Source organism: Ensifer sp. 22460 (assembly GCF_052044935.1).
Classification (GTDB): domain Bacteria; phylum Pseudomonadota; class Alphaproteobacteria; order Rhizobiales; family Rhizobiaceae; genus Ensifer.
Genome location: NZ_JBQENZ010000022.1, coordinates 70,344 through 95,092 on the forward strand (window position 1 = coordinate 70,344; position 24,749 = coordinate 95,092).

The 24,749-nt window shown below is 62.2% G+C and carries 25 protein-coding genes and 1 pseudogene; 13 read left to right on the top strand and 13 right to left on the bottom strand.

Annotation, left to right across the window (positions count from 1 at the left end; all coding sequences use genetic code 11):
- Positions 1 to 481 precede the first annotated feature (481 nt).
- Positions 482 to 1,594 carry an AI-2E family transporter gene (locus ACTJKM_RS24570; protein ID WP_058327021.1) on the top strand — a complete coding sequence of 371 codons (1,113 nt, stop codon included), beginning with the start codon at positions 482 to 484 and terminating at the stop codon, positions 1,592 to 1,594.
- Positions 1,595 to 1,850: 256 nt separating this feature from the next.
- Here the strand turns inward: ACTJKM_RS24570 and ACTJKM_RS24575 are convergent, their stop codons facing one another.
- From ACTJKM_RS24575 to ACTJKM_RS24610, 8 genes and pseudogenes are all read right to left on the bottom strand, one after another.
- Complete coding sequence (locus tag ACTJKM_RS24575) at positions 1,851 to 2,126, bottom strand: metal/formaldehyde-sensitive transcriptional repressor (RefSeq protein ID WP_043619696.1); 276 nt, start codon at positions 2,124 to 2,126, stop codon at positions 1,851 to 1,853.
- A gap of 27 nt (positions 2,127 to 2,153) precedes the next feature.
- Positions 2,154 to 3,143 (bottom strand): CDF family Co(II)/Ni(II) efflux transporter DmeF, encoded by a 990-nt coding sequence (gene dmeF, locus ACTJKM_RS24580; RefSeq protein ID WP_082663483.1) that lies wholly within the window; start codon positions 3,141 to 3,143, stop codon positions 2,154 to 2,156.
- 140 nt (positions 3,144 to 3,283) lie between these two features.
- The gene (locus ACTJKM_RS24585; RefSeq protein ID WP_058327019.1) at positions 3,284 to 3,877 is read right to left on the bottom strand and encodes a hypothetical protein; all 594 of its coding nucleotides are present in this window, start codon (positions 3,875 to 3,877) and stop codon (positions 3,284 to 3,286) included.
- 197 nt (positions 3,878 to 4,074) lie between these two features.
- A pseudogene (locus tag ACTJKM_RS24590) lies at positions 4,075 to 4,451 on the bottom strand (DUF1638 domain-containing protein); the annotation flags it as partial.
- A gap of 46 nt (positions 4,452 to 4,497) precedes the next feature.
- Positions 4,498 to 5,001, bottom strand: a complete 504-nt coding sequence (locus ACTJKM_RS24595) for a YciE/YciF ferroxidase family protein (RefSeq protein WP_057254133.1) — start codon at positions 4,999 to 5,001, stop codon at positions 4,498 to 4,500.
- 164 nt (positions 5,002 to 5,165) lie between these two features.
- Entirely contained in the window at positions 5,166 to 5,459 is a 294-nt protein-coding gene (locus ACTJKM_RS24600) for a hypothetical protein (protein ID WP_058327018.1), read from the bottom strand.
- Between the two features lie 64 nt (positions 5,460 to 5,523).
- On the bottom strand, positions 5,524 to 5,841 hold the full coding sequence (locus tag ACTJKM_RS24605; protein ID WP_057254138.1) for a hypothetical protein: 318 nt from the start codon (positions 5,839 to 5,841) through the stop codon (positions 5,524 to 5,526).
- Between the two features lie 118 nt (positions 5,842 to 5,959).
- Entirely contained in the window at positions 5,960 to 6,178 is a 219-nt protein-coding gene (locus tag ACTJKM_RS24610) for a hypothetical protein (RefSeq protein ID WP_058327017.1), read from the bottom strand.
- A 357-nt stretch (positions 6,179 to 6,535) separates the two neighbouring features.
- Between ACTJKM_RS24610 and ACTJKM_RS24615 the strand changes: the two genes are divergently transcribed.
- Entirely contained in the window at positions 6,536 to 7,150 is a 615-nt protein-coding gene (locus tag ACTJKM_RS24615; protein WP_440661156.1) for a LysE family translocator, read from the top strand.
- A gap of 31 nt (positions 7,151 to 7,181) precedes the next feature.
- On the opposite strand, the gene ACTJKM_RS24620 is transcribed toward ACTJKM_RS24615, so the two are convergent.
- Entirely contained in the window at positions 7,182 to 7,802 is a 621-nt protein-coding gene (locus ACTJKM_RS24620) for a DUF1638 domain-containing protein (RefSeq protein WP_058327016.1), read from the bottom strand.
- A 39-nt stretch (positions 7,803 to 7,841) separates the two neighbouring features.
- Between ACTJKM_RS24620 and ACTJKM_RS24625 the strand changes: the two genes are divergently transcribed.
- Positions 7,842 to 8,000: a hypothetical protein gene (locus tag ACTJKM_RS24625; RefSeq protein WP_057254143.1), complete on the top strand. Its 159-nt coding sequence runs from the start codon at positions 7,842 to 7,844 to the stop codon at positions 7,998 to 8,000.
- A gap of 120 nt (positions 8,001 to 8,120) precedes the next feature.
- Here the strand turns inward: ACTJKM_RS24625 and ACTJKM_RS24630 are convergent, their stop codons facing one another.
- Positions 8,121 to 8,819 (bottom strand): corrinoid protein, encoded by a 699-nt coding sequence (locus ACTJKM_RS24630; protein WP_057254147.1) that lies wholly within the window; start codon positions 8,817 to 8,819, stop codon positions 8,121 to 8,123.
- A gap of 335 nt (positions 8,820 to 9,154) precedes the next feature.
- Between ACTJKM_RS24630 and ACTJKM_RS24635 the strand changes: the two genes are divergently transcribed.
- The 6 genes from ACTJKM_RS24635 (at position 9,155) to ACTJKM_RS24660 (ending at position 15,866) form a co-directional block, all read left to right on the top strand.
- Positions 9,155 to 10,729 (top strand): trimethylamine methyltransferase family protein, encoded by a 1,575-nt coding sequence (locus ACTJKM_RS24635; RefSeq protein WP_058323207.1) that lies wholly within the window; start codon positions 9,155 to 9,157, stop codon positions 10,727 to 10,729.
- Positions 10,730 to 10,836: 107 nt separating this feature from the next.
- Positions 10,837 to 11,538, top strand: a complete 702-nt coding sequence (locus tag ACTJKM_RS24640) for a 4Fe-4S dicluster domain-containing protein (protein WP_058327015.1) — start codon at positions 10,837 to 10,839, stop codon at positions 11,536 to 11,538.
- Between the two features lie 238 nt (positions 11,539 to 11,776).
- Positions 11,777 to 12,328 (top strand): hypothetical protein, encoded by a 552-nt coding sequence (locus ACTJKM_RS24645; RefSeq protein WP_156436840.1) that lies wholly within the window; start codon positions 11,777 to 11,779, stop codon positions 12,326 to 12,328.
- Positions 12,329 to 12,412: 84 nt separating this feature from the next.
- Positions 12,413 to 13,162: a phosphodiester glycosidase family protein gene (locus ACTJKM_RS24650; protein ID WP_440661158.1), complete on the top strand. Its 750-nt coding sequence runs from the start codon at positions 12,413 to 12,415 to the stop codon at positions 13,160 to 13,162.
- A 137-nt stretch (positions 13,163 to 13,299) separates the two neighbouring features.
- On the top strand, positions 13,300 to 13,827 hold the full coding sequence (locus ACTJKM_RS24655; protein ID WP_058323214.1) for an RNA polymerase sigma factor: 528 nt from the start codon (positions 13,300 to 13,302) through the stop codon (positions 13,825 to 13,827).
- Entirely contained in the window at positions 13,824 to 15,866 is a 2,043-nt protein-coding gene (locus ACTJKM_RS24660; protein WP_440661160.1) for a vWA domain-containing protein, read from the top strand. The genes ACTJKM_RS24655 and ACTJKM_RS24660 overlap by 4 nt, the downstream gene beginning before the upstream one ends.
- A gap of 340 nt (positions 15,867 to 16,206) precedes the next feature.
- Here ACTJKM_RS24660 and ACTJKM_RS24665 read toward each other — a convergent pair whose 3' ends face one another.
- A complete protein-coding gene (locus ACTJKM_RS24665; protein WP_058323203.1) occupies positions 16,207 to 16,554 on the bottom strand; it encodes a hypothetical protein in 348 nt (115 codons plus the stop codon).
- A 241-nt stretch (positions 16,555 to 16,795) separates the two neighbouring features.
- Between ACTJKM_RS24665 and ACTJKM_RS24670 the strand changes: the two genes are divergently transcribed.
- The 3 genes from ACTJKM_RS24670 to ACTJKM_RS24680 all read left to right on the top strand — a co-directional run bounded on the left by ACTJKM_RS24670 (position 16,796) and on the right by ACTJKM_RS24680 (position 20,830).
- Positions 16,796 to 17,431: a helix-turn-helix transcriptional regulator gene (locus ACTJKM_RS24670; RefSeq protein ID WP_058327012.1), complete on the top strand. Its 636-nt coding sequence runs from the start codon at positions 16,796 to 16,798 to the stop codon at positions 17,429 to 17,431.
- A gap of 106 nt (positions 17,432 to 17,537) precedes the next feature.
- Positions 17,538 to 18,683 (top strand): aminotransferase class I/II-fold pyridoxal phosphate-dependent enzyme, encoded by a 1,146-nt coding sequence (locus ACTJKM_RS24675; protein WP_058323201.1) that lies wholly within the window; start codon positions 17,538 to 17,540, stop codon positions 18,681 to 18,683.
- 176 nt (positions 18,684 to 18,859) lie between these two features.
- Positions 18,860 to 20,830 (top strand): acyltransferase family protein, encoded by a 1,971-nt coding sequence (locus ACTJKM_RS24680; protein WP_440661162.1) that lies wholly within the window; start codon positions 18,860 to 18,862, stop codon positions 20,828 to 20,830.
- A 104-nt stretch (positions 20,831 to 20,934) separates the two neighbouring features.
- On the opposite strand, the gene bmt is transcribed toward ACTJKM_RS24680, so the two are convergent.
- Positions 20,935 to 21,951, bottom strand: a complete 1,017-nt coding sequence (gene bmt / locus ACTJKM_RS24685; protein WP_058323199.1) for a betaine--homocysteine S-methyltransferase — start codon at positions 21,949 to 21,951, stop codon at positions 20,935 to 20,937.
- Positions 21,952 to 22,016: 65 nt separating this feature from the next.
- Entirely contained in the window at positions 22,017 to 23,375 is a 1,359-nt protein-coding gene (locus ACTJKM_RS24690; protein WP_058327010.1) for an O-antigen ligase family protein, read from the bottom strand.
- Positions 23,376 to 23,746: 371 nt separating this feature from the next.
- Here ACTJKM_RS24690 and ACTJKM_RS24695 point away from each other — a divergent pair, with 371 nt between their 5' ends.
- On the top strand, positions 23,747 to 24,616 hold the full coding sequence (locus ACTJKM_RS24695; protein ID WP_057254171.1) for a D-alanyl-D-alanine carboxypeptidase family protein: 870 nt from the start codon (positions 23,747 to 23,749) through the stop codon (positions 24,614 to 24,616).
- Positions 24,617 to 24,749 lie beyond the last annotated feature (133 nt).

Here is a 24,749-nt window from a genome sequence, read left to right on the forward strand (position 1 = left end):
GCCACCGGACAAGGCGGGCGGCTTTATGGCCGCCCGCCTCTGGGCGCCGGAACGAAGGCACATCTGGCGCGTTACATCCTACGTTGGAGTACAGCAAAAAATAGCATCGTCCATCATCTTGATCGACGATAACCAGGGTACTCCCAGGAGACCCAAATGGATATCACCACACTACTCATCATCGTTCTCATCGTTCTCTTGCTCGGCGGCGGCGGTTGGTACGGTCGCGGTCGCTGGTATTGAGCCATTCGTCCACGGGCTGACACCGAGGGAGACCTCGCAAGGCGGGCAATTGCCCGACATTGCGTCGTATCAGTTCGTGAGCGAGCCACGTTGCGGTCACTTAAATCTCTAGCCTCGTCGGACCTGCGCCGGCAGTCCATCGGATGCGGGCCTAGGCTCGTCGTATGCTCGATCCGGCGAGTGTGTCGGGCGAGTGTGTCGTCTGTCAAATGTGCCCCTGGAGGAGGCGGATCGGGCAATGTCAGGTTCTCGCAGATGGATAGGGCCTGTTCTCGGTACGGGCGCGCTTGCCCTGCTGGTGATCGGTTGCGCCCTGGTCCTCTGGCCCTTCCTGTCGGCTTTGTTGTGGGCTGCGGTGATCTGTTTCTCGACCTGGCCGCTCTACCGCCAATGCGAACGTGCCGTCGGAGGATATCGCCCAGCTGCCGCGGCGATAATGACGATGCTGGTCGTCTTTGTCTTGGCAGCACCCCTTGCGTTCCTTGTGACCGCGCTCGTGGACGATATAAAGACTGTTGCCGAAGCGATTGCGCACGTCCTGGAAGAGGGGCCGTCGGCGCCGCCCAACTGGGTCAAGGGCCTGCCAATTATTGGCGAAGGCGTTGCGACCTACTGGGAGAACCTCGCTCATGACGCCCCAGCGTTCATAGCTGAACTCAAGAAACTGACGGGCCCCGTCACCGATATTGCGCTTGCAGGCGGAGCGGCCCTCGGGGCCGTCCTGCTTGAGCTCGCGCTCAGCATATTCATCACCTTCTTTTTGTTCCTGCATGGTCGCCGCATGATCGGCTTCATGCGTCAGATCAGCGAGCGCGTTGCCGGTCCCCGCGCCAAGAGATTGCTGATGGTCATCGGTATGACCGTGAAGGGTGTCGTCTACGGCATGATCGGAACTGCCCTTGCGCAGGGCTTGCTGGCCGGCACCGGTTTCTGGATCGCCGGTGTGCCCCAACCGATATTGTTGGGCGGCCTGACCTTCGCGCTGTCATTCGTGCCGGGAGGCCCGCCGTTTCTCTGGGTACCGGTGGCGCTTTGGTTGCTGTTGCAAGGTTCCATGGGCTGGGCGATCTTCGTCGCCGTCTGGGGGCTCCTGCTCGTCAGCAGCATTGACAACTTTCTTCGGCCGTATCTGCTCAACCAAAACAGCAACCTGCCGGTGTTGCTCGGCTTGTTTGGACTCGTCGGCGGAGTGCTTGCCTTTGGGCTGATCGGGCTCTTTCTCGGACCCACCCTGTTGGCGGTCGCTTACAACTTGTTTCTCGAGTGGGTCGCAGCCGAGCTCGAAGAACGGGCGCAAACAGCGTCCCCTTCCGGCGTGCCCGAGGATACGAGAACCACGGCAAGGAACTGAGCTCCGATCAATAGAACGTTCCAGGTGTTGCGGCGCGATCAAACGCCCTGCCGCCGCCCTCATTTTCCCATCGGTCCAATTCTTCAGACGAAAAAGGCGAGGAGAGCATTTGCGGTCTGATTGACGACCTTGGTGGCGATGGCGATCGCGGTCAGGGCAATGTCCGTCGCCTGCTCTTCGTCGAGCGTCGTCTGAAGCAGCTTGGCGGGGGATGCCGCTAATTCCGGCGGCGGAGGCGGTGTCCTTTCCGCCCGGCCTATTTCATATAGGCGCGCACCACGTCGACCAGTTCGGCCGCGGCTTCATCCCGATCCTTCTGCGACAGGTCGGCCGCGGCCAGATGCATGTGGATGTGGTCCTCGACAACTTCCGCCATCAGGCCGTTGACCGCGCCGCGGATGCCGGCGATCACCTGCATGACCTCGGCGCAGCCCTTTTCTTCCTCAAGCATCCGTTCGACCGCCTCCATCTGGCCCCGGAGCCGACGGACCCGGTTGATGAGCTTCTGTTTTTCACGGATGGTATGGGTCATCGGTCACTCCGGTTTCGGGCGCTGTCACTATGCGGCCCGTGCTTCCACCTCCACGGTGACATGCGACAAATCGTGAATGGCGGCAAGCTTCTCACGATAATAGGACGGTGCCCGCGGGTTGTCGGCGACAAGCGAGACGATCGCGCCGTGGTGACCCGGTCCGAGCTGCCAGACGTGCAGATCGACAATCTCGGCATCTTCCTTGGCGACGATCTCGCCGATTTCTTCGGGCAGGTCTTCGCCTTCGGGAAGGTAATCCAGCAAGGTTGCTCCGGTGTCGCGGATGAGACCGAAGGACCAGCGCGCAATGACGATTGCGCCGACGATACCCATGGCGGGATCGAGCCACAGCCAGCCATAGATCGCGCCCAGACCGAGCGCGACAATTGCGAGAACCGAGGTCAGCGCATCGGCGAGGACGTGCAGATAGGCGGCGCGCAGGTTTCGATCCTGCCCGCCATGGTGTCCGTGGTGATGCCCATGGTGTTCGTGATGGTGATGGCCGTGATCATCCTTCAGCAGCCAGGCGCAGACCAGGTTGACGACGAGGCCGGCCACGGCGACGAGAATGGCCTCGCTGAAATCGATGCTGACAGGTGCGCTCAGGCGCTGGAGGCTTTCCCAACCGATCAGCAGCGCGATGAGCGCCAGCACGATGGCGCTGGAAAAGCCGGCGAGGTCGCCAAGCTTTCCGGTGCCGAAGGTGAAGCGGCGGTTGTTCGAATGCTTGCGCGCATAGAGATAGGCGAGTGCAGCAATCAGCATCGCGGCGGCATGGGTCGACATGTGCCAGCCGTCGGCAACGAGCGCCATCGACCCGAAGACCTGCCCGGCCGCGATCTCGATCACCATCATCGTCGCGGTGACCGCGATGACGATCCAGGTCCGCCGCTCGTTGCGCTCGTGATTGCCGCCAAGGAAGACGTGATCGTGGCGCGCCGCGAGCACGCGTCCTTCGCCATGCGAATGCCCGTGGTGACTGTGGTGGTGATGATGGTCGTGTTGGTGATTGCTCATGCCGCTGGCTCCAATATTATATAGGGGGGTACCCTATATAAGGCTCGCCGTAAAGTGCTCGGTTCCTGCTTCCGCCGCCGTCAGACAATGTCGTTGCCGGCGGCAATGGGCGCTGGCGGCATCAGCCTCCGTGATCGGCTCTAGTCGGCTCGACCGAGGGCGATGGCCGAGCCCGTGAACGGCAGCACCCGCTTGTAGCCCACCGGCGTCGGCTCGATCTGCGTGGCGGCGGACGTGCCGAATTGCGTGATGCCCGCGCCGAGATAGTGTGCCACATCATGGCGGAGACCGCCGAAATCAAACGGTGCGCTTGCAATCAGGCGGGCCGAAAACACATTGGTGCCGAACAGCACGGCCGTCGTCCCAGCGATGGTGTCGGAGACCGTCGTCCCCACCACCAGGCTGGTCCGCCGGAACGTGGCGATGCATTCTCCCTTGGCGAAGGAGGTGGGGTCATCGAAGGTTCCAGCCGGCTTGCGCTGAAGATAAAGCGAAAATTCGCCGACCGGGTCGAGGCCGAGGGACAGGACACCGTTTGCTGCCGCTTGCGCCTTGAAAGGCTTGGCGGCGAAGGTGAAATGGGCAGTCGTTTCGCCCGGTTCTCCATCAAACATCTGGGCATCAAGAAAAGGCAGGTGCAGGAAATAGCCGTAGTCGGCCAACGTGCCGTCGTTCGCCTCGTAGAAGCGGCCGGTGGCGTACCAGGCGAGTTCGGCGGAAAGCAGTGCGCTCATGACGGGCAATCCTGTGGTCAGCGGTGGAGTTGCAGCCAGCAGGTTGTGCAGCGTTCTGTCCTATGCGGGAAGGCCCATCGTGGCGCGTGTGCCGGTCGGAGCGCCCAATCAGCCGATAGAGTAAATGCGCGCTAGCAGGGCCAGCGTGTGATGCCCCAACCTGCGACACCGCGCGCCATGCGCGACAAGTCGCATACTCACGCCCTGATCAGCGAGGTCGCGAGATCGCCATAGCCGGTGAAGCGGTACTCGTATTCAAGCCCGAGATAGTCCGCCGCCTTCTTCGCCTTTTCCTGCAGGGCCAGATCCTCCTGCTGCGAGAGATAGACCAGCTTGCGGTAATGGCCGAAATACATGTCCCTCAGCTCCGGATGCCGGTCCAGGCCGAGCGGTTCGATGACGAAGGTTTCGAACTGGCGGGCGAGGAAATCGGTGAGGAAAAAGGCGGTGATGTCGTCGTCCCGGCGGCGGGCGAAATCCCTGTTGCGGGCGAAGAAGGAATAACGGTGCGGGCCGGGGATGCGCTCGACCTCTTCAATTCGCAGAGAGGGTCGAGATGGCCGCCGGAACCGCAGCCTTTGCCCGGCTCGATAAAGGATCAAGCCGGGCTGGTGCTTGTGTCAGGCCGCTTTTTCGGCGGACTGATTGACGACCTTGGTGGCGATCGCGGTCAGGGCAATGTCCGTCGCCTGCTCTTCGTCGAGCGTCGTCTGAAGCAGCTTGGCGGCGTCTTTCATGCCCAGTTCCAGCGCCCAGGTCCTCAGCGTGCCATAGCGTGACATTTCGTAGTGTTCGACAGCCTGTGCGGCTGCAAGCAGTCCGGCGTCGAGCGCGGGCGAGCCTTGATACGCTTCCATGATCGAGGCGCCTTCCTTGGTGATGCCCATGATCGCGTCACAGGTCTTCTTCTCAGGCTTCTTGCCGATGATCTTGAACACTTCGTCCAATCGCTCGACATGGACCTTTGTCTCTGCGAGATGCTTGATAAACGCGTCCTTGAGCGGCTTGCTCTTGGCGGCATCGCGCATCTTCGGCAGTGTGTCGACGATCTTGTTCTCGGCGAAGTAGACGTCCTTCAACGTATCGTGAAAAAGCACGTCCAGTGTCTTGATGTCCTTGGCCATGATGGCTCCTGTTGTTCGAGGGCTCACTGTCATGTTCCAGGCGACGCGCCTGGCCGTGCTGGCTGCCCGTGAGCGGCGGCCAGATAGCGGAGATCGGACGGTTGGAATGGCGGTTACAGTTGGACGGCTAGAGCGACGACTGACAGTAAATCTGTTGCCTGTGTTCAGCCGAAATCGTGGTTCTCTCGGGCCAATGCTGTTCGCATGTCAACGAGCGAGTGGCGCTTCGCCTCGGGCAAGATGCCCCGTGTTTCATGCCATAGGGCACATTCAAGGAGCGAAGCCTCGTCGGTATTGCCGAAGCCAAACTCGTCCACAATGAATCTGGCCAGGCGGTCGGCATGGTCGCCGGGACGCTGAATACATATTTTCGAGCAGGTCGCTTCAAAAACCCTCCGGACCACCACGATGTCGTGGGGGCTGAGATTATGGCCCGTCAGGTTGGGCAGCGTGTACATAGAATTCTCCCTTCACCGGCGCCGGAATAGCGCACGCGATCAATCGGTTAGCCGCAAGCGGCGGTCAGGCCGCAGGCTTGGCGACGACATCCGAAACGGCGCCGCCTTCGTCATCCCATCGGTCAATCGCCTCAGCTTTCAACTGTGCCGGCGTCTGATGTTCGCCGTTTGAGGCATCCGCACGCTCTACAAGTGCTGCGGCGAGCGTCGCGCTGGTGTCGATGCCGCTTTCGAGAGCAGTCATCAGAAAGCGTGCCGCGGCAAGCCGTCCGGCCGGATCTGCCGTCGCTGTCGTTCCGTAGAAACCGGCAACGGTAAGCACCTCGACCAACAGGCTGAGGTCGTCTGAATCAAGATAGTGTTCTGGATTGCTGGAAGACATTACGTCCTCCTTTGGTTGGGGCGCAGGCACGGAAAGGCCTGTTTGCGACAGCGCCCGCTTCAATCGCTGTCGATGGAGCACCCTGCACGCGTTGTCGCGCCAGCGCAACGAACTTCACTCAAGCACCTTGAGTGTGTCTCGACTGGTCCCGGGGCGCCGTTATGTCTCGTGCGTCCATCGCATTTGCCAGATCGAGGCGGCGGGGGCCGGCCTTTGCGAAGATTTCGCGCGCGGCAAGCGGTGGCAGGCGATAGGCCACAATGAACTCTTCGAGATCGTAGACTGCGTCCCAGCCACGAAGCAGGGCCTCTTTGTTATACTTGAAATGCCTGGTCACTGGAGACGCTCCCGCGTGTTGGATCGGTGCTTGGCGCAAAGACGGCCAATTGTCAGGCGGCAGAGGAAGCGTCAGGGGTGGAGATATGATCTGGTAGCTAAACGAGGTGGAGCGCACATGGTTCCAAAATAAATTCTGAAGTCGACGAGATTTAAATTGAATAGTTACAGATCGTGAGGCCTGGTTTTTCTCGAGATATGTTTTCGAGTGTTTCTTCTCTTGAAGATTGTTTCGGTTTGTCTTGCGCATGTCATTGTATATGCGCGTGGATCCAATTTTTTGTGTGTTTGTCTATTTGTGTAGGTCGAGCGATCGTGCCTATATGCTTGGATCGAGGAATTTTCCCAGGCCTTAGCCATGACCCTTGCTGTTATCTCCACCTGTGCTCTGGCACTGTTCCTGGCCGCGGTCACTCCGGGGCCTGCCATGTTCGCGGTCATTTCCACCAGCATCAGCCGCGGTGTTGGCCCGGCGCTGGCCTGTGGCTTCGGTATCGCGCTCAGCGATATGGTGCTCGTAAGCGTCGCACTTGCTGGCCTCACGGTCATTGCACAGACGTTCGGCTGGCTGTTTCTTGCCATCAAATATGCTGGCGCCGGCTATCTGATTTTCCTCGGATATCGGATGTGGCGCGCGGCTGCGACGGTTGAGGCGGAGGTGGCATCGGGCGAGCGCAGATGGATGCGCTCGCTGGCGCTTGGCGCTGCCATCGGCTTCGGCAATCCGAAGGCGATCCTCTTTCATGCCAGCCTGATGCCGCTGATCCTCGACCTCGAAAGCCTTGATCGCTTCGGGATCGGGACGGTGCTTGCCGTCGTTTTCGCGGTCAATGTTGTCACGATGGGTGGCTATGCGCTCTTGTCTGCGGCATCGTCACGGTGGTTCCGCACCACCCGGGCGGTCCGGGCGCTGAACCGGGTGGCCGGCAGCGCCATGATTGCCACCGGCCTCGCGATCGCCGCGCGCAGCTAGATCTGCCGCGGCCACTTCGGCCGCCGTTCCATCACGCCCTGATCAGCGACGTCGCCAGATCGCCGTAACCGGTGAAGCGATATTCGTATTCCAATCCGAGCGTTTCGGCTGCCTTCTTCGCTTTTTCCTGCAGGGCTTTGTCCTCCTGCTGCGAGAGATAGACCAGCTTGCGGTAATGGCCGAAATACATGTCGCGCAGCTCCGGATGCCGGTCGAGGCCGAGCGGTTCGATGACGAAGGCTTCGAACTGGCGGGCGAGGAAATCGGTGAGGAAAAAGGCGGTGATGTCGTCGTCCCAGCGGCGGGCGAAATCCGCGTTGCCGGCAAAGAAGGAGTAACAGTGCGGGCCGGGGATGCGCTCGACCTTTTCTTCTTCGCACAACCGGTCGAGATGGCCGCCGGTGCCGCAATCGGCATAGGCGACGAAAATGCGCTCGAAGCCTTCGGCGCGCGCCTTGGCGATGGCATCGCGCACGCCGGGGGTGATCTTGTCCGGGGTGTTGTGCCAGATGGCGGGCAGACAGTTGAGGTCGATATGGGCGAGCCCGTTTGCCTCGCAGATCGCCAGGATTTCGCGCGCGATGGCGCCACAACCGATCACGTGAACTTTTTTCGGTTGTGCACGTTCTATTGCCGACGATATTTTTTCCATCTTGATTCCATGTGGCTATCAGCGGGAAGGAACCTGACCATGACAGTAAAGACCCTTGCAACCGTCGGCGCCGTTCTCGTCGCCCTCTCAACGCTCACCGCCTGCGGCAACACCATCCGCGGCATCGGGCAGGATACTGCAAACACTGTCAACGCGACACAGTCGGCCGGGAAGAAGGTGGCACACTCCGTCAACTAAGCCTGACGGCAAACGACTGGGCACGGCCTCCGTCGGCCACGCCGAACCAGCCAGACATAAGAAAGCCGGCCGCGGATTTCACTTCTGCGGCCGGCTTTTTCATCTCGGATTGCCCGAAGCTTAGCCAGCTGCCAGCCGGTTGTGCTTGCGCTTCATGAAGTCCTTGGCGGTTTCGACGGCGATCGCCGCGTCGCGGCAATAGGCGTCGGCGCCGACGGCCTTGCCGAATTCTTCGTTCAGCGGCGCACCGCCGACGAGAACGACGTAGTCGTCGCGTAGTCCCTTTTCCTTCAGCGTGTCGATCACGACCTTCATATAGGGCATGGTGGTGGTCAAAAGCGCCGACATGCCGAGAATGTCCGGCTGCTCGCGCTCGATCGCTTCGAGGTAGTTCTCGACCGGGTTGTTGATGCCGAGGTCGACGACGTCGAAGCCGGCACCTTCCATCATCATGCCGACGAGGTTCTTGCCGATGTCGTGAATGTCACCCTTGACGGTGCCGATCACCATCTTGCCGAGCTTCGGCGCGCCGGTTTCGGCAAGCAGCGGACGCAGGATGGTCATGCCGGCCTTCATGGCGTTAGCCGACAAAAGTACTTCCGGCACGAACAGGATGCCGTCGCGGAAGTCGATGCCGACGATGCGCATGCCTTCGACCAGCGCCTGGGTCAGGACATCGTAGGGCGTCCAGCCGCGCTTGAGCAGGATGTGGGTCCCGTCCTCGATTTCTTCCTTCAGACCGTCATAGAGGTCGTCGTGCATCTGCTGCACAAGTTCTTCGTCGGAAAGGTCCTCGAGAATGATTTCATCGTCTGCCATATTGGGGTTCCTCGGTTCCTGGCACGGCCGCGCAAATATTCCGGGCGCGTCCATCAATCCATAGCGTTCGATTTCTAAAAATCTGTTTTCGAAAGCGACGTCGCATATGACAAAAAGCGACGGGAGGGCAGCTTCTTTTGACGCCTGCATATTCTTAACAAAAACAATATATTCGCGCCACGCGGTTTTTGGCGTCCTGTGGTCGCTTCTCGGTAGTGTTCGAGTTGCGCCACTCCTTGGCGCATTGAGACCCGCAAGGCCCCCTATGCTTGGTAGCATTAGGACCAATTGATGCTTGAAGGCGCAAAAAGTGATGCGCGGGAGAGGAAAAGCGAATGAGCGACGTGACAGATCAGGGCGCGGGTGAAGGCGGCGGTCGCCGCTCGCGTGGCGAGGGACGGGGAGCGGCAGCACGGCGTGCGTCGCGCACCGGCGGCGGTCCGGGACCGTCTCTGCCCTATATCCAGCGCAAGATTCGCGAATATGAGGTCCTCGACGAGGAAGGCCTGCAGCTCATCGAGCGCAATGCCGACACGATCCTTGAGGAAATCGGCATCGAATTCCGCGACGACGCGGAAGCGCTCGAACTCTGGAAAGAGGCCGGTGCCGACGTGCGCGGCCAGCGCGTGCATTTCCCCAAGGGGCTCTGCCGCGAACTCCTGAAGACGGCGCCTTCAGAATTTACCTGGCATGCCCGCAATCCGGAGCGCAGCGCCCAGGTCGGCGGCAAGGCGACGATCTTCGCGCCGGTCTACGGCCCTCCCTTCGTGCGCGACCTCGAGGGCAACCGCCGCTATGCGACGATCGAGGATTTCCGCAATTTCGTGAAGCTTGCCTATATGGCGCCGTCGATACATTCGTCGGGCGGCACGGTCTGCGAGCCGGTCGATATCCCGGTCAACAAGCGCCATCTCGATATGGTCTACAGCCATATCAAATATTCCGACAAACCCTTCATGGGCTCGGTGACGGCGCCGGAGCGCGCGGAAGACACGATCGCCATGGCGAAGATCGTATTCGGCGATGAGTTCGTCGAAAACAATTGCGTCACGCTGAACCTGATCAACGCCAACTCGCCGATGGTCTTCGACGAGACCATGGTGGGGGCGCTGAAGGTTTATGCCCGCCACAACCAGGCCTGCGTGCTTTCGCCGTTCATCCTCTCGGGCGCCATGAGCCCGGTGACGGTTGCCGGCACGCTGACGCAGATCCTTGCCGAAGTTCTCGCCGGCGCCTCCTTCACCCAGCTGATCCGCAAGGGCGCGCCGGTTCTGTTCGGTACGTTCGCGGCCTCGATCTCGATGCAGTCGGGCGCACCGACCTTCGGCACGCCGGAGCCGTCGCTGGTTTCCTACGGTGCTGCCCAGCTCGCCCGTCGCCTGAAGCTGCCGTTCCGTACCGGCGGCTCGCTCTGCGGCTCCAAGGTTCCGGATGCACAGGCAGCGCACGAATCGGCCAGCACGCTCAACATGACGCTGCTTGCCGGCACCAACTTCGTGCTGCATGCGGCCGGCTGGCTCGAAGGCGGTCTCGTCTCGTCCTACGAGAAGTTCATGATCGACCAGGACCAGCTCGGCATGATGCAGAAGATGGCCGAGGGCATCGATCTCTCCGAAGAAGCCCAGGCGCTGGACGCAATCCGCGAAGTAGGCCCCGGCAGCCATTATCTCGGCTGCGCCCATACCCAGGCCAACTTCCAGACCGCGTTCTATCGCTCGCCGCTCGCCGACAACAATTCCTTCGAGCAGTGGGAAGTGGAAGGCGAAAAGCGCATCGAGCAGCGTGCCAATGCGCTCGCCCGCAGCTGGCTGGAACACTACGAAGCGCCTTACCTCGATCCCGCGATCGACGAAAAGCTCAAGGCCTTTATCGACCAGCGCAAGAATTCGATGCCGGACGCTTTCACCTGAAAGGGTCCCGAGCGAGCCAGGGAGCAAGGCGGCGCGGCGCAGGTGGCCGACATGATCCAGAAGGAGGTCTGGCGCCCGCATTACGAACACCAGGGGCCGAAACCGAAATGACGGCGCCTTCCGCGACAGCGGACAAGATTGTCGAGATAGTCCGTGCGGCGCTGGCGCCGCACGGACTTTTTTTGCGCGGAACGCTGAACTTCTCTTCCGCAGAGGCAGCACCGCTGCTGGCCGATGGGCGACCGGCGGCAAGCGTGCTGCTGATCGGCAATATCGGCGGCTCGCTGTGGCAGGCCTTCAATGCCTGGCGGGAGGGCCTGCCGGATCGTGGCGGTGCCGATCCGCTCGACACCTGGTCGAAGATGGTGATAGGGCCGGTTGCCGCAGCCTGCGGGGCGACCGTCTATTTCCCATCCGATCCGCCGTGGCAGCCCTTCCAGCAATGGGCGATGCGGGCAGAGGGCCTGCAACCTTCGCCGCTCGGCATCCTCATCCATCCGCGTTACGGGCTCTGGCACGGTTATCGTGGCGCCCTTGCTTTCGACAGGCCGCTTCCCGAAACCGGCGAGCGGGCGGCGCAGCACCCTTGCGATCGTTGTGCCGCAAAGCCCTGCATGTCAGCCTGTCCAGCAAATGCGCTTGTCGAAGAGCGCTTCGATGTCGGCCTCTGCCGCGGGCATCTGCGCAGCGAAGCGGCCAGGGGTTGCCTGTCGGCAGGCTGTCTTTCGCGCGATGCCTGTCCTGTCGGGAGTGACTATCGCTATCGTCAGGAACAGCTTCGCTTCCATATGGCAGCGCTTAGCCTCTAAAGCTTGATCCCGGTGGGTCCGCAGTTTTCCTCTGCATCACGCTCTAACTTACGAGAATCGATCACCTTTATGACTGGGGTCGGCGCCCCAAAATCGCTGTGGTCTCGGCCGCCCGGCTGACCTCCTTGTCTGCAAAGATGGTGCAAATCTCCAAAATGACTAAAATTGGAGATGTCTTGGAAAGATAATATTATCGAATTTACACCGATCTGGACGGCGTGGCGTTGGAGTCCATCGTATGAGAGGTAGCCCAGTCGTATCCGTGAGTAACTATCCTCCGCACCTTTCGCGTGAGGAGGTGGAAGCGCAGATCTCTCGCCTTAACAGCATCCACGCCGCAAACAGCCAGGTCCTCGATGAAGCCTTCAAGCGCCTGCTGGCGATCGGCGCCGGCCACGCCGCCGTCATTGCCGCCTGCATCACCGGCTTCGATGCGCTGGTGGACCGTTCGGTCTTTTCGGGCGGTTTCCTTCCCGACGCCATCGACCTGCTCCGGAAATTCGCACTGACCATCAGCGCCCTTGGCCTGTTGCTGACCTTCCTCGCCATCGGCAACAATTTTGGCGAGGTGCGGAAGGAAGCGAAGCGCCATGCGGTGAAGCTCGCGACGACGCTCAGGGAAAAGCGCCTGCTGCTTTCGCTGTCGCAGGATGTGCTGAACCGCGATCCCAAATCCTATGCGCTCGCAGGTGTCGGCGGCTTTGCCTGCCTTTGCGTGATCTTCGGGCTGGCGGCTGCGGTCGGGAGTTATGGACTTGTGATTGCCATGGGGCTGATCGCCGCCGGCTGAGGGCGGATGCTTGTCGTTGGCGTTGCGCCAGAACCGCCGCAATCTCCGTCATGCTTGGTGGCTGATTCGATTGGACCTTTCGCCATGCCGCTTTTTCCAAAACCTTTTCTCGTAGGTGCCGTTCTTTCCGCTGGTCTTGCCGGTCCGACGGCTGGCGCCTGCCGTGACGTCAGCCATCTCGGGCAGGACTACGTTGCCTGCAGCTTTGATCCTGCCGAGAGCGATATCCGCCTCTACAATAAAGACCAGGCGGGCGTGCCCTTCCGGTCGTTCCGGGCGCTGTCACTCGAATTGCGCCACCGTGACGAGTATATGAGCTTCGCCATGAACGGCGGCATGTATCACGACGACCTGTCGCCGGTCGGGCTGCACATCGAGGAGGGGCGCGAGCAGGCGCCGCTCAACACCAATACCGGCTGGGGCAATTTCCATCTGCTGCCGAATGGGGTGTTCTACATCGACGACGGCAAGGCGGGGGTGATGGCGGCGGAAGCCTATCGTGATGCCGGGATCACACCGCGCTTCGCCACGCAATCCGGGCCGATGCTGGTGATCGACGGAAAGCTGCATCCGCGCTTCCTGCCCGATAGCACCAGTCTAAAGACCCGCAACGGCGTCGGCGTGACGGAGAATGGCGAGGTTGTCTTCGTCATCTCGAAACGCCCGGTGCGTTTCCACGATTTCGCGACGCTCTTTCGTGACACGCTTGATTGCCCCAATGCGCTTTTCCTCGACGGTACGATTTCCAGCGTCTACGCGCCCGAGATCGATCGTCACGACCGGCTGTTTCCGATGGGGCCGATGATCGCCGTCGTCGGGAAATTTCCCCGCTGATTTTCTCTGGACGCGGGATGCGGGCGGAAAACCGCACACACTTTTTCTCATCCCGTTCGAAAAAAATATGTCTTCCACCCAAGGAACGGGCAGCCTGCAACGTCTAAGGTTCAAATGAGGTGAGGGCGGGCACGGATTTGGACGCTGAACTCGTCGAAAAGGCGGTAGGTGGAGACCGGCAGGCTTTTGGTGAGCTGGTCGAACGACACTATGATTTTGTCCATGCGGTCGCCTGGCGCTGGTCCGGCAACGCGTCGGATGCCGAGGATATCGCCCAGGATGTCTGCCTGCGCTTAGGCGCTGCGATCCGCGGTTTTCGCGGCACCAGCCGGTTTCGCACCTGGCTTTACACGCTGACTTTGAATGCCGCCCGCGATCACAAGAGACGGCAGGCGCGCGATGACCGGCGCATGCAGGCCTATGCCAGCGAGCAGGCGACGATCGCTCCGCCCGAGGATCCCGATGAGGCGCAGCGCGAGGCGCTGTGGGCGGCGGTGCGGGACCTGCCGGAAAAGCAGTGCGATGCGGTGCTGCTCGTTTACGCCGAGGGGCTGAGTCATGCGGCTGCCGCCGACGTGCTCGGATGCTCGGAAGCAACCATATCCTGGCATGTGCACGAGGCGCGCAAGCGACTGAAGACATTGCTCGGCAAGGAGGCGGTGTGACCATGAGCGACGATTTCGAAAAGCTTGGCCGGCTTACGCCGCCGAAGGCATCTGCGGAAGCGCGCGCCCGCGCGCTCACTGCCGCCATGCAGGCCTTCGACGAGCGGCAAGAAAATTCGACTGCCACCCAAGGATCGGTCCAGCCGGTTCGTCAAAGCTCCATCTTCAACCGGATATGGAGCCCCATCATGAACCGGAAACTGCTTGCCGGATCGGCACTCGCCACCCTGCTCGTCGTGCCCGCCGCAGCCTTTCTGACGCTCGAACTGACGCGCAACGGTGCGCCCTTCGGCGAGAGCGCGCAGGAGATCGCGCTGAAGGACGAGGCGAAGAAGGAAATGCAAAGGCAAAGGCCCGAGCCGCAGATGGTGGCCAAAAAGGCGGCCACAGATGAACTCGCGCGCCAGCGGGAGGCAAAAACCCTGGAGGCGCCCGCCAGCGCAGCGGTGGAGAGCGAGGCCGCAGCGCCCGCTGCGGATGCAATGGCCAACGGCGTTGCGCGCGACAGCGCCGCCCCGCTGTCGGCCGTCGGTGGCATGCAGCCGCAGATGACCTATCAGCCTGCGCCGATCGCCCAAGAGGAGAGCCTGATCGCACCGCCGGAAAACCGCGAGCGCTTCGGCAAGGCCGACAGCAATCCGGTCAAAAGCGTTCTGACCGAGCCGGTCTCCACCTTCTCGGTTGATGTCGACACCGCGTCCTACGCCTTCGTGCGCCGCTCGCTGATGGAAGGGCAGATGCCGGAGCGTGACGCCGTGCGGGTCGAGGAGATGGTCAATTACTTCCCCTATGATTGGCCGCGCCCGGAAACCGCCGCCGAGCCGTTCAAGGCGACGGTGACGGTGACCCCGACGCCGTGGAACGGCGGCACACGGCTGATGCATGTGGCGATCAAGGGCTACGACGTCGTGCCAGCGCAAGCGCCGAAGGCAAACCTCGTTTTCCTGATCGACGTCTCCGGCTCCATGGACGAGCCGGACAAGCTGCCATTGTTGAAGAGCGCCTTCCGGCTGCTCGTCGAGAGATTGAAGCCTGAAGATACGGTTTCGATCGTCACCTATGCCGGCAATGCCGGAACGGTGCTGGAGCCGACCGCCGTCAAGGACAAGGCGAAGATCCTTGCCGCGATCGATACCCTGCAGCCGGGCGGTTCGACGGCCGGCGCCGAAGGCATCGATGCGGCCTATGCGCTCGCCGAGAAAGCCTTCGTCAAGGGCGGGGTCAACCGCGTCATGCTGGCGACGGACGGCGATTTCAACGTCGGCCCGTCGAGCGACGAGGACCTGAAGCGGCTGATCGAGGACAAGCGCAAAAGCGGCATCTTCCTGTCGGTCCTCGGCTTCGGCCGCGGCAACTACAACGACGCGCTGATGCAGACGATTGCCCAGAACGGCAATGGCACGGCCGCCTATATCGACACGCTCGCCGAAGCGCAGAAGACGCTGGTGGAGGAGGCGGGCTCGTCGCTCTTCCCGATTGCCAAGGACGTCAAGCTGCAGGTCGAGTTCAATCCGGCGGCGATCGCCGAATACCGGCTGATCGGCTACGAGACGCGCGCCTTGAAGCGCGAAGACTTCAACAACGACAAGGTGGACGCCGGCGATATCGGCTCCGGCCATAGCGTCACGGCGATCTACGAGGTGACGCCGACGGGCAGCCCGGCGGTGCTGAACGACGACCTGCGCTATGCGGAGGCACAGAAGCCGGCGGCAGACGCAAGCCCGCATGGCGGCGAGCTCGCCTTCCTGAAGATCCGCTACAAGAAGCCTGACGGCGACAAAAGCGAACTGATCACCACGCCGGTGACCGAGGCCAATGCAGTGCCGGCGCTCGCTGAGGCGCCCAACGATGTCCGCTTCTCCGTCGCGGTTGCGGCCTTCGGGCAGAAGCTCTCGGGCGCATCGGCCCTCGCTGACTATTCCTATGACTCAGTCATCGACCTTGCCACCGCTGCCAAGGGCGCCGACCCGTTCGGCTATCGCAGCGAGTTCGTCAATCTCGTGCGGCTGGCGAAGGGACTCAATGGTTCGCGCAATTGAAGGTGGCTCGGTTTGAGTGGGCTCGCCCCTCATCCACACGGTGAGGGAAGCCCCTCATCCGGCTGCCGCCACCTTCTCCCCGCCTGCGGGGAGAAGGAAACGCATGGCACCCGCTCATACCCACAGCGGCCCATTCGCGCCTTGCCCTGGAGATCGAGGACAAGTGGAGACGTAGCCGTCGCTCTCCCCGCCTGCGGGGAGAGGTTAGGGTGAGGGGCGATTGGCGGCCTCATCCGCCCTCATTCCTGTGACAAGCACAGGAATGAGGGCGGATGAGGTTTGGAGCTTGCACTATCGCCCCCCACGACGGTCGGGCTCATATCGAGGAGGGGCTGTCGTTTCACGCCTTCGGAAAAGCGCGGTCCAGACCGCCGGCCTTCGAAAGCCCGGCCTTGAACGCCTGGTAGGCGGCGTGCTGGCTGGAGCGGCCGGCTTCCATCAGGCGCATCTGCAGGCGCGCTGGGGCCGTGTTGCCGAACCATTGCCCGAGCTTTTCCAGTTTCAGGGAGTTCAGGAACTTGGCCTCCGAGGCGAGGTCGAGGTGGCGATAAAGGCCATCCATCAGACGCTCGTCCTGCTCGGGGTTTTCCATCAGCAGGCGCAGGAAGGACTGGTCTGCTTCGGCGAAAGCCCCAAGCTTCTCGGCGACCGTATCCCGGTCGGGAAAGGAGGCTGGGCCGGCGTTCATGTAAGTCTCCCGTCTGCGTTTCCGACCGCGCGGCGCGTCTTGTGAGGCGCGCATGGGGTCGCTGTAGCACGTTGAATTGCTGCATGTTTTCGTCCGTTTCCGGTACGAACAGGCGAGCAGCGAATCTTCCTGTCATCGGGGATAGGCCAGCGGCTATCGGTACGCAAGCTGTAGCGCATATGTCATTACTGAGCAAATCGTCCAATATTGACAATAAATCCAAATTCAGAAATAAGCGGGCATGACCATTGCACCCGCCTTCGCCTCCATCCTCGCCACGCATGCGCCGACGGCCGCTGCGATCAGCGCCTTGCTCTATCCGCATGGAGAAGTCGTGCTGCACGATCTCAGGACCGGTACGGTTGCAGGGATCTGGAACTGCTTTTCCGGGCGCGCGGTCGGCGAAGATTCGCTGATCGAGGAAGAGTTCGCCGCGGTCGGCAGCGCCGACGCCGTGCTCGGTCCTTATGAAAAAACCGGCACGGATGGCCGGCGCTTCAAGTCGATCTCCGCCGTGCTGCGTGACGGGGCGGGCGAAGCGGTCGGCCTGCTTTGCATCAATCTTGACATGTCGATGATCGATACCGCGGTGAAGCTGCTTTCGGCTTTCGCCGGCGCCGAACAGCCGAGGCCACAGGCGCTTTTTGCGCGCGATTGGCGCGAGGAGATCAATGCGACGCTGCATGGCTGGCTGAAGGAGCGGGGGCTGGCACTTTCGGCCCTGAAGCGCGGCGATCGCGTGGCGCTGGTGGCAGCACTCGATGGACGCGGACTGTTCCAGACGCGCAATGCCGTCGATCACCTGGCAAGCCTCATCGGCGCCTCCCGCGCCTCGATCTACAATTATCTTGCTGCGGCACGCGGCGAGGCACCCTGATTTGAAACACGCGCAATTCCGGACGGAGACCGCTTCGCGTCTCCCCGTAGTTGCCTGATCTGCAACCGTTTCGCGCGCCGCCGGGCGCCGAGAAGAGGAGACTTCCATGACGACCTTGCCCGATTTCCGCCTCGAAACCCATTTCTCCCGCTGGGAGTTCAATGCCCGCCACCACATGACGGCGAGCGACAGCCAGACGATAAGCATGAGCGATCTGCTCGCACTTGCCGACGACGAGGACCGCGCCGCCTGGGAAAGCGTGACGCTCGGCTATACCGAGACCCATGGCGCGCCGGCGTTGAGAGCGGCGATCGCTGCCACCTATGAAGGGCTTTCGGCCGCAGACATCCTCTGCTTCGCCGGCGCGGAGGAGGGGCTCTATTGCGCCATGCTGGCGCTGCTTGGGCCGGGTGACCATGCGATCGTGACGGTCCCGAACTACCAGTCGATGGAAACTTTGCCGGTAACGATCGCCGGTGCCGTCACCGGTGTGCCGCTCCGCCCGGAAAACAACTGGCGGCTCGATATCGCCGACGTGCGCGCTGCCTTGAGACCCAATACCCGGCTGATCTGCATCAACTTCCCCAATAACCCGACCGGCGCCATCGCCGACCAGGAAACGTTCCGGGCTCTGGTGGCGCTCTGCGCCGAGCGCGGCATCCATCTCTTCAGCGACGAGGTCTATCGCGGCCTGGAACGCGATCCCTCGCTTCGGCTGCCGCAGGCGGCCGAGTGCTTCGAGCGCGGCATCTCGCTGAACGTCATGTCCAAGGCCTACGGGCTTCCGGGCCTCAGGATCGGCTGGATCGCCTGCCGCGACCACGCACTGCTCGAGCGCATGGAGAAGATGAAGCACTACCTGTCGATCTGCAATTCGCGACCGTCGGAAGTGCTGGCGACGATCGCGCTCAAGGCCCGCGCTGTTATCCTCGATCGCAACCGGGCGCTGGTCGCTGCCAATCTCGAAAAGCTCGGTACCTTCTTCGCCGAGTTTCCCGATCTCTACGAATGGCGGGCACCTGACGGAGGTTGCGTCGGATTTGCCCGCTATCTCGGCGCCGACGGTGTCGAGACCCATTGCCGGCGTCTCGTGGAGGAGTCGGGCGTCTTGCTCCTTCCTTCGAGCCTCTTCGTTTCCGATCTTCTTCCGGTCGCAACCGATCGCTTCCGTGTCGGTTTCGGCCGCAAGGACATCGAGATCGGGCTCGATGCCTGGCGCCGGCATCTCACCGGGCTTCGTGCATCCGCCTGACACCCGCAAGCCGAAGGATATCTCGTGCTTTCCCGCGGCGGCATTCGGTCGCCGCGGTGCCGGTTGGCGGCCGTGCCCAGAAATCGCGCGAATGTGGATATAGACCGGGCAGCAATGGTCCTGTCGTTAGGGCCGTGTTAACCAGCGGCCCCTGCCACCGAGTGTTCCCCCTGCTGATGCATTACAGACCCGAAATCGATGGACTGCGCGCGCTTGCCGTGGTGCCAGTCCTCCTGTTCCATGCCGGTTTCGGCCTTGTTGCCGGCGGTTTTGCCGGCGTCGACGTCTTCTTCGTCATTAGCGGCTTTCTGATCACCTCGATCATTCATAGCGAAATCCACGACGGGAGCTTCAGCATCGTCCGCTTTTACGAGCGGCGGGCCCGCCGGCTCGCGCCCGCGCTCCTGCTGGTTTGTGCCGTTTCGATCCCTTTCGCGCTTCTGTGGATGCTGCCGCAGGAGCTCAACACGTTTGGCAAGAGCCTTTATGCCGTGAATTTCTTCGCCTCGAATTTCCTGTTCTGGGATCAGACGGGATATTTCGAGCCGAGCACCGATCTGATGCCGCTGCTGCACACCTGGTCGCTGGCGGTCGAGGAGCAGTTCTATCTCGTCTTTCCGCTGCTCCTGCTTGTGCTGCGCCGTGTGTCTGCGGCAACGACGCTGAAGGTCGTGCTGGCACTCGTCGCCTTGAGTTTTGCGATGACGCAGCTCCTGGCGCGGGTCGATCCGGCCGCGAATTTCTATCTTCTGCCCAGCCGTTTCTGGGAGCTTGGCATCGGTGCGGCCCTGGCGCTTATGGGCGCCGTGAGGCTCGATCTGGCAAAAGGCCGCCGCGAACTGCTCTCGGGCCTCGGCCTGGCCGCGATCGTCGCGAGCTATCTCTTCGTGCCGGAATCGGCCTTCTATCCCGGCTTTACGACGGTGCCCGTGGTGCTCGGAACGGCGCTGGTTCTTGCCTTTGCGCGCGGCGACACTGCCGTCGGCCGGCTGCTGTCACTGAAGCCGCTGGTCGCGATCGGCCTCATCAGCTACAGCCTTTACCTCTGGCACCAGCCGGTCTTCGCCTTCGCGCGGCTGAGGGCGATCGACGGCATCCCGGCCGAGGGCTATGCGCTCTTGATCGTGCTGTGTTTCGCGCTCGCCTATCTCAGCTGGCGTTTTGTCGAGCAGCCCTTCCGCAATCCCAAGCGCTTCGGGCGCGGCGCGGTCTTCGGCGCAACGCTTGCCGCCGGATCGGCGGCGATCGCACTCGGCTTCGGCTTCGATGGTTCGGACGGACTGGTTGCCCGGAACGGCGAGCTCGCGCAGTTGACACAGCCGAGCGTCGGTCTCGGCAAGAAATGCGATGCGGTTGCCGATCTCACATGCGCCACCAGCCCGAAGCCGGAAGTCGCGGTCTGGGGCGATTCCTTTGCTCGCCATCTCGTCGATGGCGTCATCGCCTCGAAGCCGGACGTGCGGCTGGTGCAGCTTGCCAAGAACAATTGCGGTCCGTTCCTGAACCTGGCGCCCGTCGTTCCCCGGCTCGGTCGCAACTGGCCGCAGGACTGCGCGCGCTACAACGACGACGTCCGCCGCTTTCTGCTCGCCAACCGGTCGATCCGCTACGTCGTTCTGTCCTCGCAACTCAGCCAGTATCTGCAGCAAGAGAAGGTGCTCGTCGACGGCCGCAAGGAAATGCCGTCGGAAGTGAGCCTCCTCAGCGATGGCCTGCGGACGACGCTCGCCTGGCTGGAGGCCAACGGCTTCGAAGCCGTCTTCGTGGCGCCGACGCCGCATGACGGCCGCGACACGGGGCTCTGCGTGGCGAGGGCACGGCTGCTCGGCGAACCGGATCAGCGCTGCGAGCCGGCGCTGAAGGACGTGCGCAAGTATGATCAGGACGTGCTGAAGGTGGTCGCCGATATCGCCGACGAATATCCGGTCGTCAGCTTCATGAACTATCTCTGCGATGCGGATAGCTGCAAGGTCGAGGACAAGGGCGTCTCGCTCTTCGAGGACTTCGGGCATTTCTCCGCGCAAGGGTCACGCCAGATGGGCCGTGCCTTCGACTTCTACCGCTCCTTCATCCAGGCGGCGGAGCGCGATGCTCTTTCCTGGCGTGAGCCTGGTGGCCTGCCGCTCTTCGGGAGCGCCGATCTTTAACGGCGTGTGCCACTACCGGGCGCTGTCCATCAATCTCCAAAAAACAAACGCCCCGGATCATGCGATGCCGGGGCGTTTGCTTTTGATTTGGCTTGTCGCTCAGATCAGGCGCGACGGCTGCGACGCTCGCGGGCCGGCGCGGCTGCCGTTTCGTTGGCGGTCTTGTTGCGCATGGGGCCGATCTTTTCGATGATCAGCTCCAGCGTCGGGCGCTCGCGGCGCACATGCTCGTCCAGCGCCACGCGCATGGCGGCGAGGTGGTCGCAGGTGGTGCCGCAGCAGCCGCCGATGATCTTGGCGCCGGCATCGGCCGCAAGCCGTACATATTCGGCCATCAGCGGCGGCGTGCCGGAATAGTGGATCTCGGAGCCGCGGAATTCCGGAATGCCGCAATTGCCCTTGACGATCACGGTCGCCTCAGGGGCGGCTTCGGTCATGTCGAGCAGCGAGGAAAGGATGTCCGAAGCGCCGACGCCGCAATTGGCGCCAACGGCCACGGGCCCGTTGCCGAGATCGCTGACGACACCGTGGATATCCTTCGGATGCAGGCCCATCATCGTCTTGCCGGCGGTGTCGAAGGAGCCGGTATAGACGTAGGGCAGGCCCACCTTGGCAGCGGCTTCGGCGGCGGCGCGGATTTCGTCCGGCGAGGACATGGTTTCGATCCAGGCGACTTCGGCGCCTCCGGCCTTCAGGCCTTCGATCTGCTCGATGAAGGCGACAACCGCGTCCTCATAGGAAAGCGCGCCGAGCGGAATCAGCAGTTCGCCGGTCGGGCCGACGGAGCCGGCCGTGATGACCTTGCGCGGTGCCTTGTCGGCAACGGCGCGGGCGATCTCGGCGGCGCGCTTGTTCAGCGCATGCACGCGGTCGTCCGCCTGGTGCAGTTTCAGGCGATGGCGGGTGCCGCCGAAGGTGTTGGTGAGGATGATGTCGGCGCCGGCGTCGACGAAATCCTGATGCAGCTTGGTGATGTTCTCCGGCTTGCTCTCGTTCCAGAGTTCCGGCGCTTCGCCGGCCTCCAGGCCCATGGCGAAGAGCGACGTGCCGGTGGCGCCGTCGGCGAGAAGAATGCCTTTTTCGGCGAGGAGAGAGGAGAGGACATTGGATGCTGCGGTCATCGGTTTTTCCCGGCTAGAAGAGATTACACTAAGATATAAAGATATCTTTATGTCTTGGCAAGCGTTCAGCGTCGGGAGGCTGGCGCTTCCGCGCGCATGCTCATGCGGCCGGCAAGCCCGAGCCCGAAGACGGCAAGCGCGGTCAGCAGCCACATCGGGTCGGCACGATTGAGGAAGAAGCTTTCGAGCATGGCATTATAGGTCATGAAGATGACCACCATCACGCAGAAGTCGGCAAAGATCCGCGCCTGCGGGCGACGATAGGCGCGGATGTAATCGAAGAGCGGTTTGACGAAGAGGAGGGCCGTCATGAGGATGCCGCCCGGCACGCCGAACATCAGCACCGCGTCGAGATAGCTGTTGTGACCGGTAACGATGCCGCGCACGTCCCAGCTCGCCTCGAAATTCGCTTCCATTCCCATGATCACGGGCGATAGCCAGAAACTCGCATAGCCCTGGCCGAGCCACGGGCGCTCGGCGATGCTGGCACTGGCGAATTTCCAGATGTCGTCGCGGCCGGTAAATGTCGGATCGTCGATCAGGGCCTTGGTGATCGAAAGCAGCGTGTCGGAATAGATGCTGCCAAGCGTCAGGCCGAAGATCAGAGCCGACATGGCGAGGTGGGCGAGGATCATCAGGCTGGGGCTGCGCACGGCGCGCCCGGCAAAGACGAGGCCGATCGCGATCGGCAGGAAGCCGATCGTCGTCTTCGACCCGGTATGAAGCACGAAATTGGCCGCAAGAAGCGTGATTGCCCAGCCGCGCAGCGGCGCACCGGCACGCAGGCAATAGATGCCGAACATGCAGAGGATGGAAAAGACCGGCGCCGAGACGTTCTTGTGCAGCAGGTGGCCGCGCCAGAAGCCGGCGTGCCAAGGTTCGTCGCCGAAGGCCGAATGGATGGCGCGGTCGGGCGCCACGAAGAGCGCGGCATAGTCGATCAGGATCAGAAGCAGGATCGCGTTGGCGCCGGCATTGACGAAATCCCGCTCGCTCCTCGGCAGCACCAGTACGCCCGCCACCATGATCATCGCAATGAGGCTCAGCGTCAGGCCGCGGGCGGAAGCCGCAGGGTCATAGGACTGCAGGCAGGAGAGATAGGCGATCGCGAAGATCGCGATCCAGCTTGGCGAGACGAGGCGCGCCAATATCCGCCTGTCGACCGTAAGCAGCATGGCGAACAGATAGATCGCGCCGAGCACCAGGTAGCCGACCTGGTTGATGATATTCCCTTCGTTGGCGGCGTTGGGGTCCGTGGTTACCGCGCCCTCAAACGGGATCAGCGTGAAGACGATGAGGAACAGGCCAAGGCCCGAGAGCAGCGCGGCAAGACCGTGGACGAGCTCCGCCAGGCCGGCATCGAAGGCAGCCGGCACCCGCTGACGCTCGGTGGATAGGTTTGCCGTGGCTGAGTTCGGGTGCATGGCCTGCCGAAACGGGTGGAAGTTTGCCGCGTCGCGGGCGACGCCTTCGTTTGTGAACCCACGCCGGTGTCGCCGTTGAGGCTGGCCGGGCAGGGGAGACGGTCACCTTGGCGCAATCAGGTTAAACCTCGGTGAAGCGCGAGATGGTCCTGCCCGCGGCGACGGCTTGGTGCCTCGGTCGCCGGGAATGTGATATTTGCAGACGGATTGCCGCAGGTGCTTGCCGCGCCGGCCTCCTACCCGTAAAAAGGCGGGGATGTCTTGGCCGTGGAAAACGCGGCCGCTGCCGTTTTCAGCGGCATGTCTTCCATAATTCGATCACGATTTTCGTCCCGAGGTCGTTCGATAGCGTCGAAACGAGAAAACACGATATGCAGTCCCTTATCCGTATGGTCGCGTCCGCCGCGGTCTCCGTGAGCCTGCTCATTGGCAGCGCCTCCTTTGCCGCTGCCGGGCAGGCGCATTTTGTCGTCAACGCCGAGACCGGCTCGATTCTCGAAGCCGACAATGCGGACGAGCTGAACTTTCCGGCCTCGCTGACGAAGATGATGACGATCTATCTCGCCTTCGAAGCGCTGAAGAACGGCACCCTGCAATGGGACCAGAAGTTGACCGTTTCCGAACACGCCAACGGCCTTGAGCCGTTCAAGCTTGCCGTCGGCGCTGGCCGCCAGATCACCGTGCGCGAAGCGGTCATGGGCATGGTCGTGCTTTCGGCCAACGACGCAGCCGTCGTCATCGGCGAGACGCTTGCCGGCAACGAGCCCGCCTTCGGCGAGATGATGACCCGCAAGGCCAAGGCTCTCGGCATGAGCCGCACCGTGTTCAAGAACGCCAACGGTCTGCCGGATCCGGCCCAGGTGACGACGGCGCGCGACATGGCGACGCTTGGTCTCGCGCTGATGCGCGACTTTCCTCAGGAGTTCCAGCTTTTCGCCAACAAGACGATCGAGTTTCGCGGCATGAAGCTGCGCGGCCATAACGGCGTGATGAAGCGCTACGAAGGCGTCGACGGCATCAAGACCGGTTATACGGACGCCTCCGGCTACAACCTGGTGACGTCTGCCAAGCGCGGCGGCACCCGCCTCGTCGCCGTCGTCATGGGCGGCAAGACTGCACAGGCGCGCGACGACGACATGATCGCTCTGCTCGACAAGTTCCTGCCGCCGAAGGAAGACGCAAGCGCTGCAAGCGTCGCCGAGCCGGTTGCAGCGGCAACGGCAGCGAACACGACGAACTAACACGCGTTTCGATTTCGATTGTCGGGGGGCAGACTCGCCTTCCGATACAGGTTCAATCCGCCTCTAAGCCGAATCTTCGGTTCTTGTGATTGATCATCGGCGAGAAAGTCTGTCCCTCACCCTAACCCTCTCC

Excerpts from the sequence above, each read along its gene's own strand:
- ACTJKM_RS24695 (WP_057254171.1), top strand. The coding sequence starts at position 23,747 with ATGCAGTCCCTTATCCGTATGGTCGCGTCCGCCGCGGTCTCCGTGAGC.
- ACTJKM_RS24675 (WP_058323201.1), top strand. The coding sequence starts at position 17,538 with ATGACGACCTTGCCCGATTTCCGCCTCGAAACCCATTTCTCCCGCTGG.
- ACTJKM_RS24635 (WP_058323207.1), top strand. The coding sequence starts at position 9,155 with ATGAGCGACGTGACAGATCAGGGCGCGGGTGAAGGCGGCGGTCGCCGC.
- ACTJKM_RS24645 (WP_156436840.1), top strand. The coding sequence starts at position 11,777 with ATGAGAGGTAGCCCAGTCGTATCCGTGAGTAACTATCCTCCGCACCTT.
- ACTJKM_RS24690 (WP_058327010.1), bottom strand. The coding sequence starts at position 23,375 with ATGCACCCGAACTCAGCCACGGCAAACCTATCCACCGAGCGTCAGCGG.
- ACTJKM_RS24605 (WP_057254138.1), bottom strand. The coding sequence starts at position 5,841 with ATGTCTTCCAGCAATCCAGAACACTATCTTGATTCAGACGACCTCAGC.
- ACTJKM_RS24640 (WP_058327015.1), top strand. The coding sequence starts at position 10,837 with ATGACGGCGCCTTCCGCGACAGCGGACAAGATTGTCGAGATAGTCCGT.
- ACTJKM_RS24595 (WP_057254133.1), bottom strand. The coding sequence starts at position 5,001 with ATGGCCAAGGACATCAAGACACTGGACGTGCTTTTTCACGATACGTTG.
- ACTJKM_RS24630 (WP_057254147.1), bottom strand. The coding sequence starts at position 8,819 with ATGGCAGACGATGAAATCATTCTCGAGGACCTTTCCGACGAAGAACTT.
- ACTJKM_RS24600 (WP_058327018.1), bottom strand. The coding sequence starts at position 5,459 with ATGTACACGCTGCCCAACCTGACGGGCCATAATCTCAGCCCCCACGAC.
- ACTJKM_RS24650 (WP_440661158.1), top strand. The coding sequence starts at position 12,413 with ATGCCGCTTTTTCCAAAACCTTTTCTCGTAGGTGCCGTTCTTTCCGCT.
- ACTJKM_RS24575 (WP_043619696.1), bottom strand. The coding sequence starts at position 2,126 with ATGACCCATACCATCCGTGAAAAACAGAAGCTCATCAACCGGGTCCGT.
- bmt (WP_058323199.1), bottom strand. The coding sequence starts at position 21,951 with ATGACCGCAGCATCCAATGTCCTCTCCTCTCTCCTCGCCGAAAAAGGC.
- ACTJKM_RS24620 (WP_058327016.1), bottom strand. The coding sequence starts at position 7,802 with ATGGAAAAAATATCGTCGGCAATAGAACGTGCACAACCGAAAAAAGTT.
- dmeF (WP_082663483.1), bottom strand. The coding sequence starts at position 3,143 with ATGAGCAATCACCAACACGACCATCATCACCACCACAGTCACCACGGG.
- ACTJKM_RS24585 (WP_058327019.1), bottom strand. The coding sequence starts at position 3,877 with ATGAGCGCACTGCTTTCCGCCGAACTCGCCTGGTACGCCACCGGCCGC.
- ACTJKM_RS24625 (WP_057254143.1), top strand. The coding sequence starts at position 7,842 with ATGACAGTAAAGACCCTTGCAACCGTCGGCGCCGTTCTCGTCGCCCTC.
- ACTJKM_RS24570 (WP_058327021.1), top strand. The coding sequence starts at position 482 with ATGTCAGGTTCTCGCAGATGGATAGGGCCTGTTCTCGGTACGGGCGCG.
- ACTJKM_RS24670 (WP_058327012.1), top strand. The coding sequence starts at position 16,796 with ATGACCATTGCACCCGCCTTCGCCTCCATCCTCGCCACGCATGCGCCG.
- ACTJKM_RS24680 (WP_440661162.1), top strand. The coding sequence starts at position 18,860 with ATGCATTACAGACCCGAAATCGATGGACTGCGCGCGCTTGCCGTGGTG.
- ACTJKM_RS24665 (WP_058323203.1), bottom strand. The coding sequence starts at position 16,554 with ATGAACGCCGGCCCAGCCTCCTTTCCCGACCGGGATACGGTCGCCGAG.
- ACTJKM_RS24615 (WP_440661156.1), top strand. The coding sequence starts at position 6,536 with ATGACCCTTGCTGTTATCTCCACCTGTGCTCTGGCACTGTTCCTGGCC.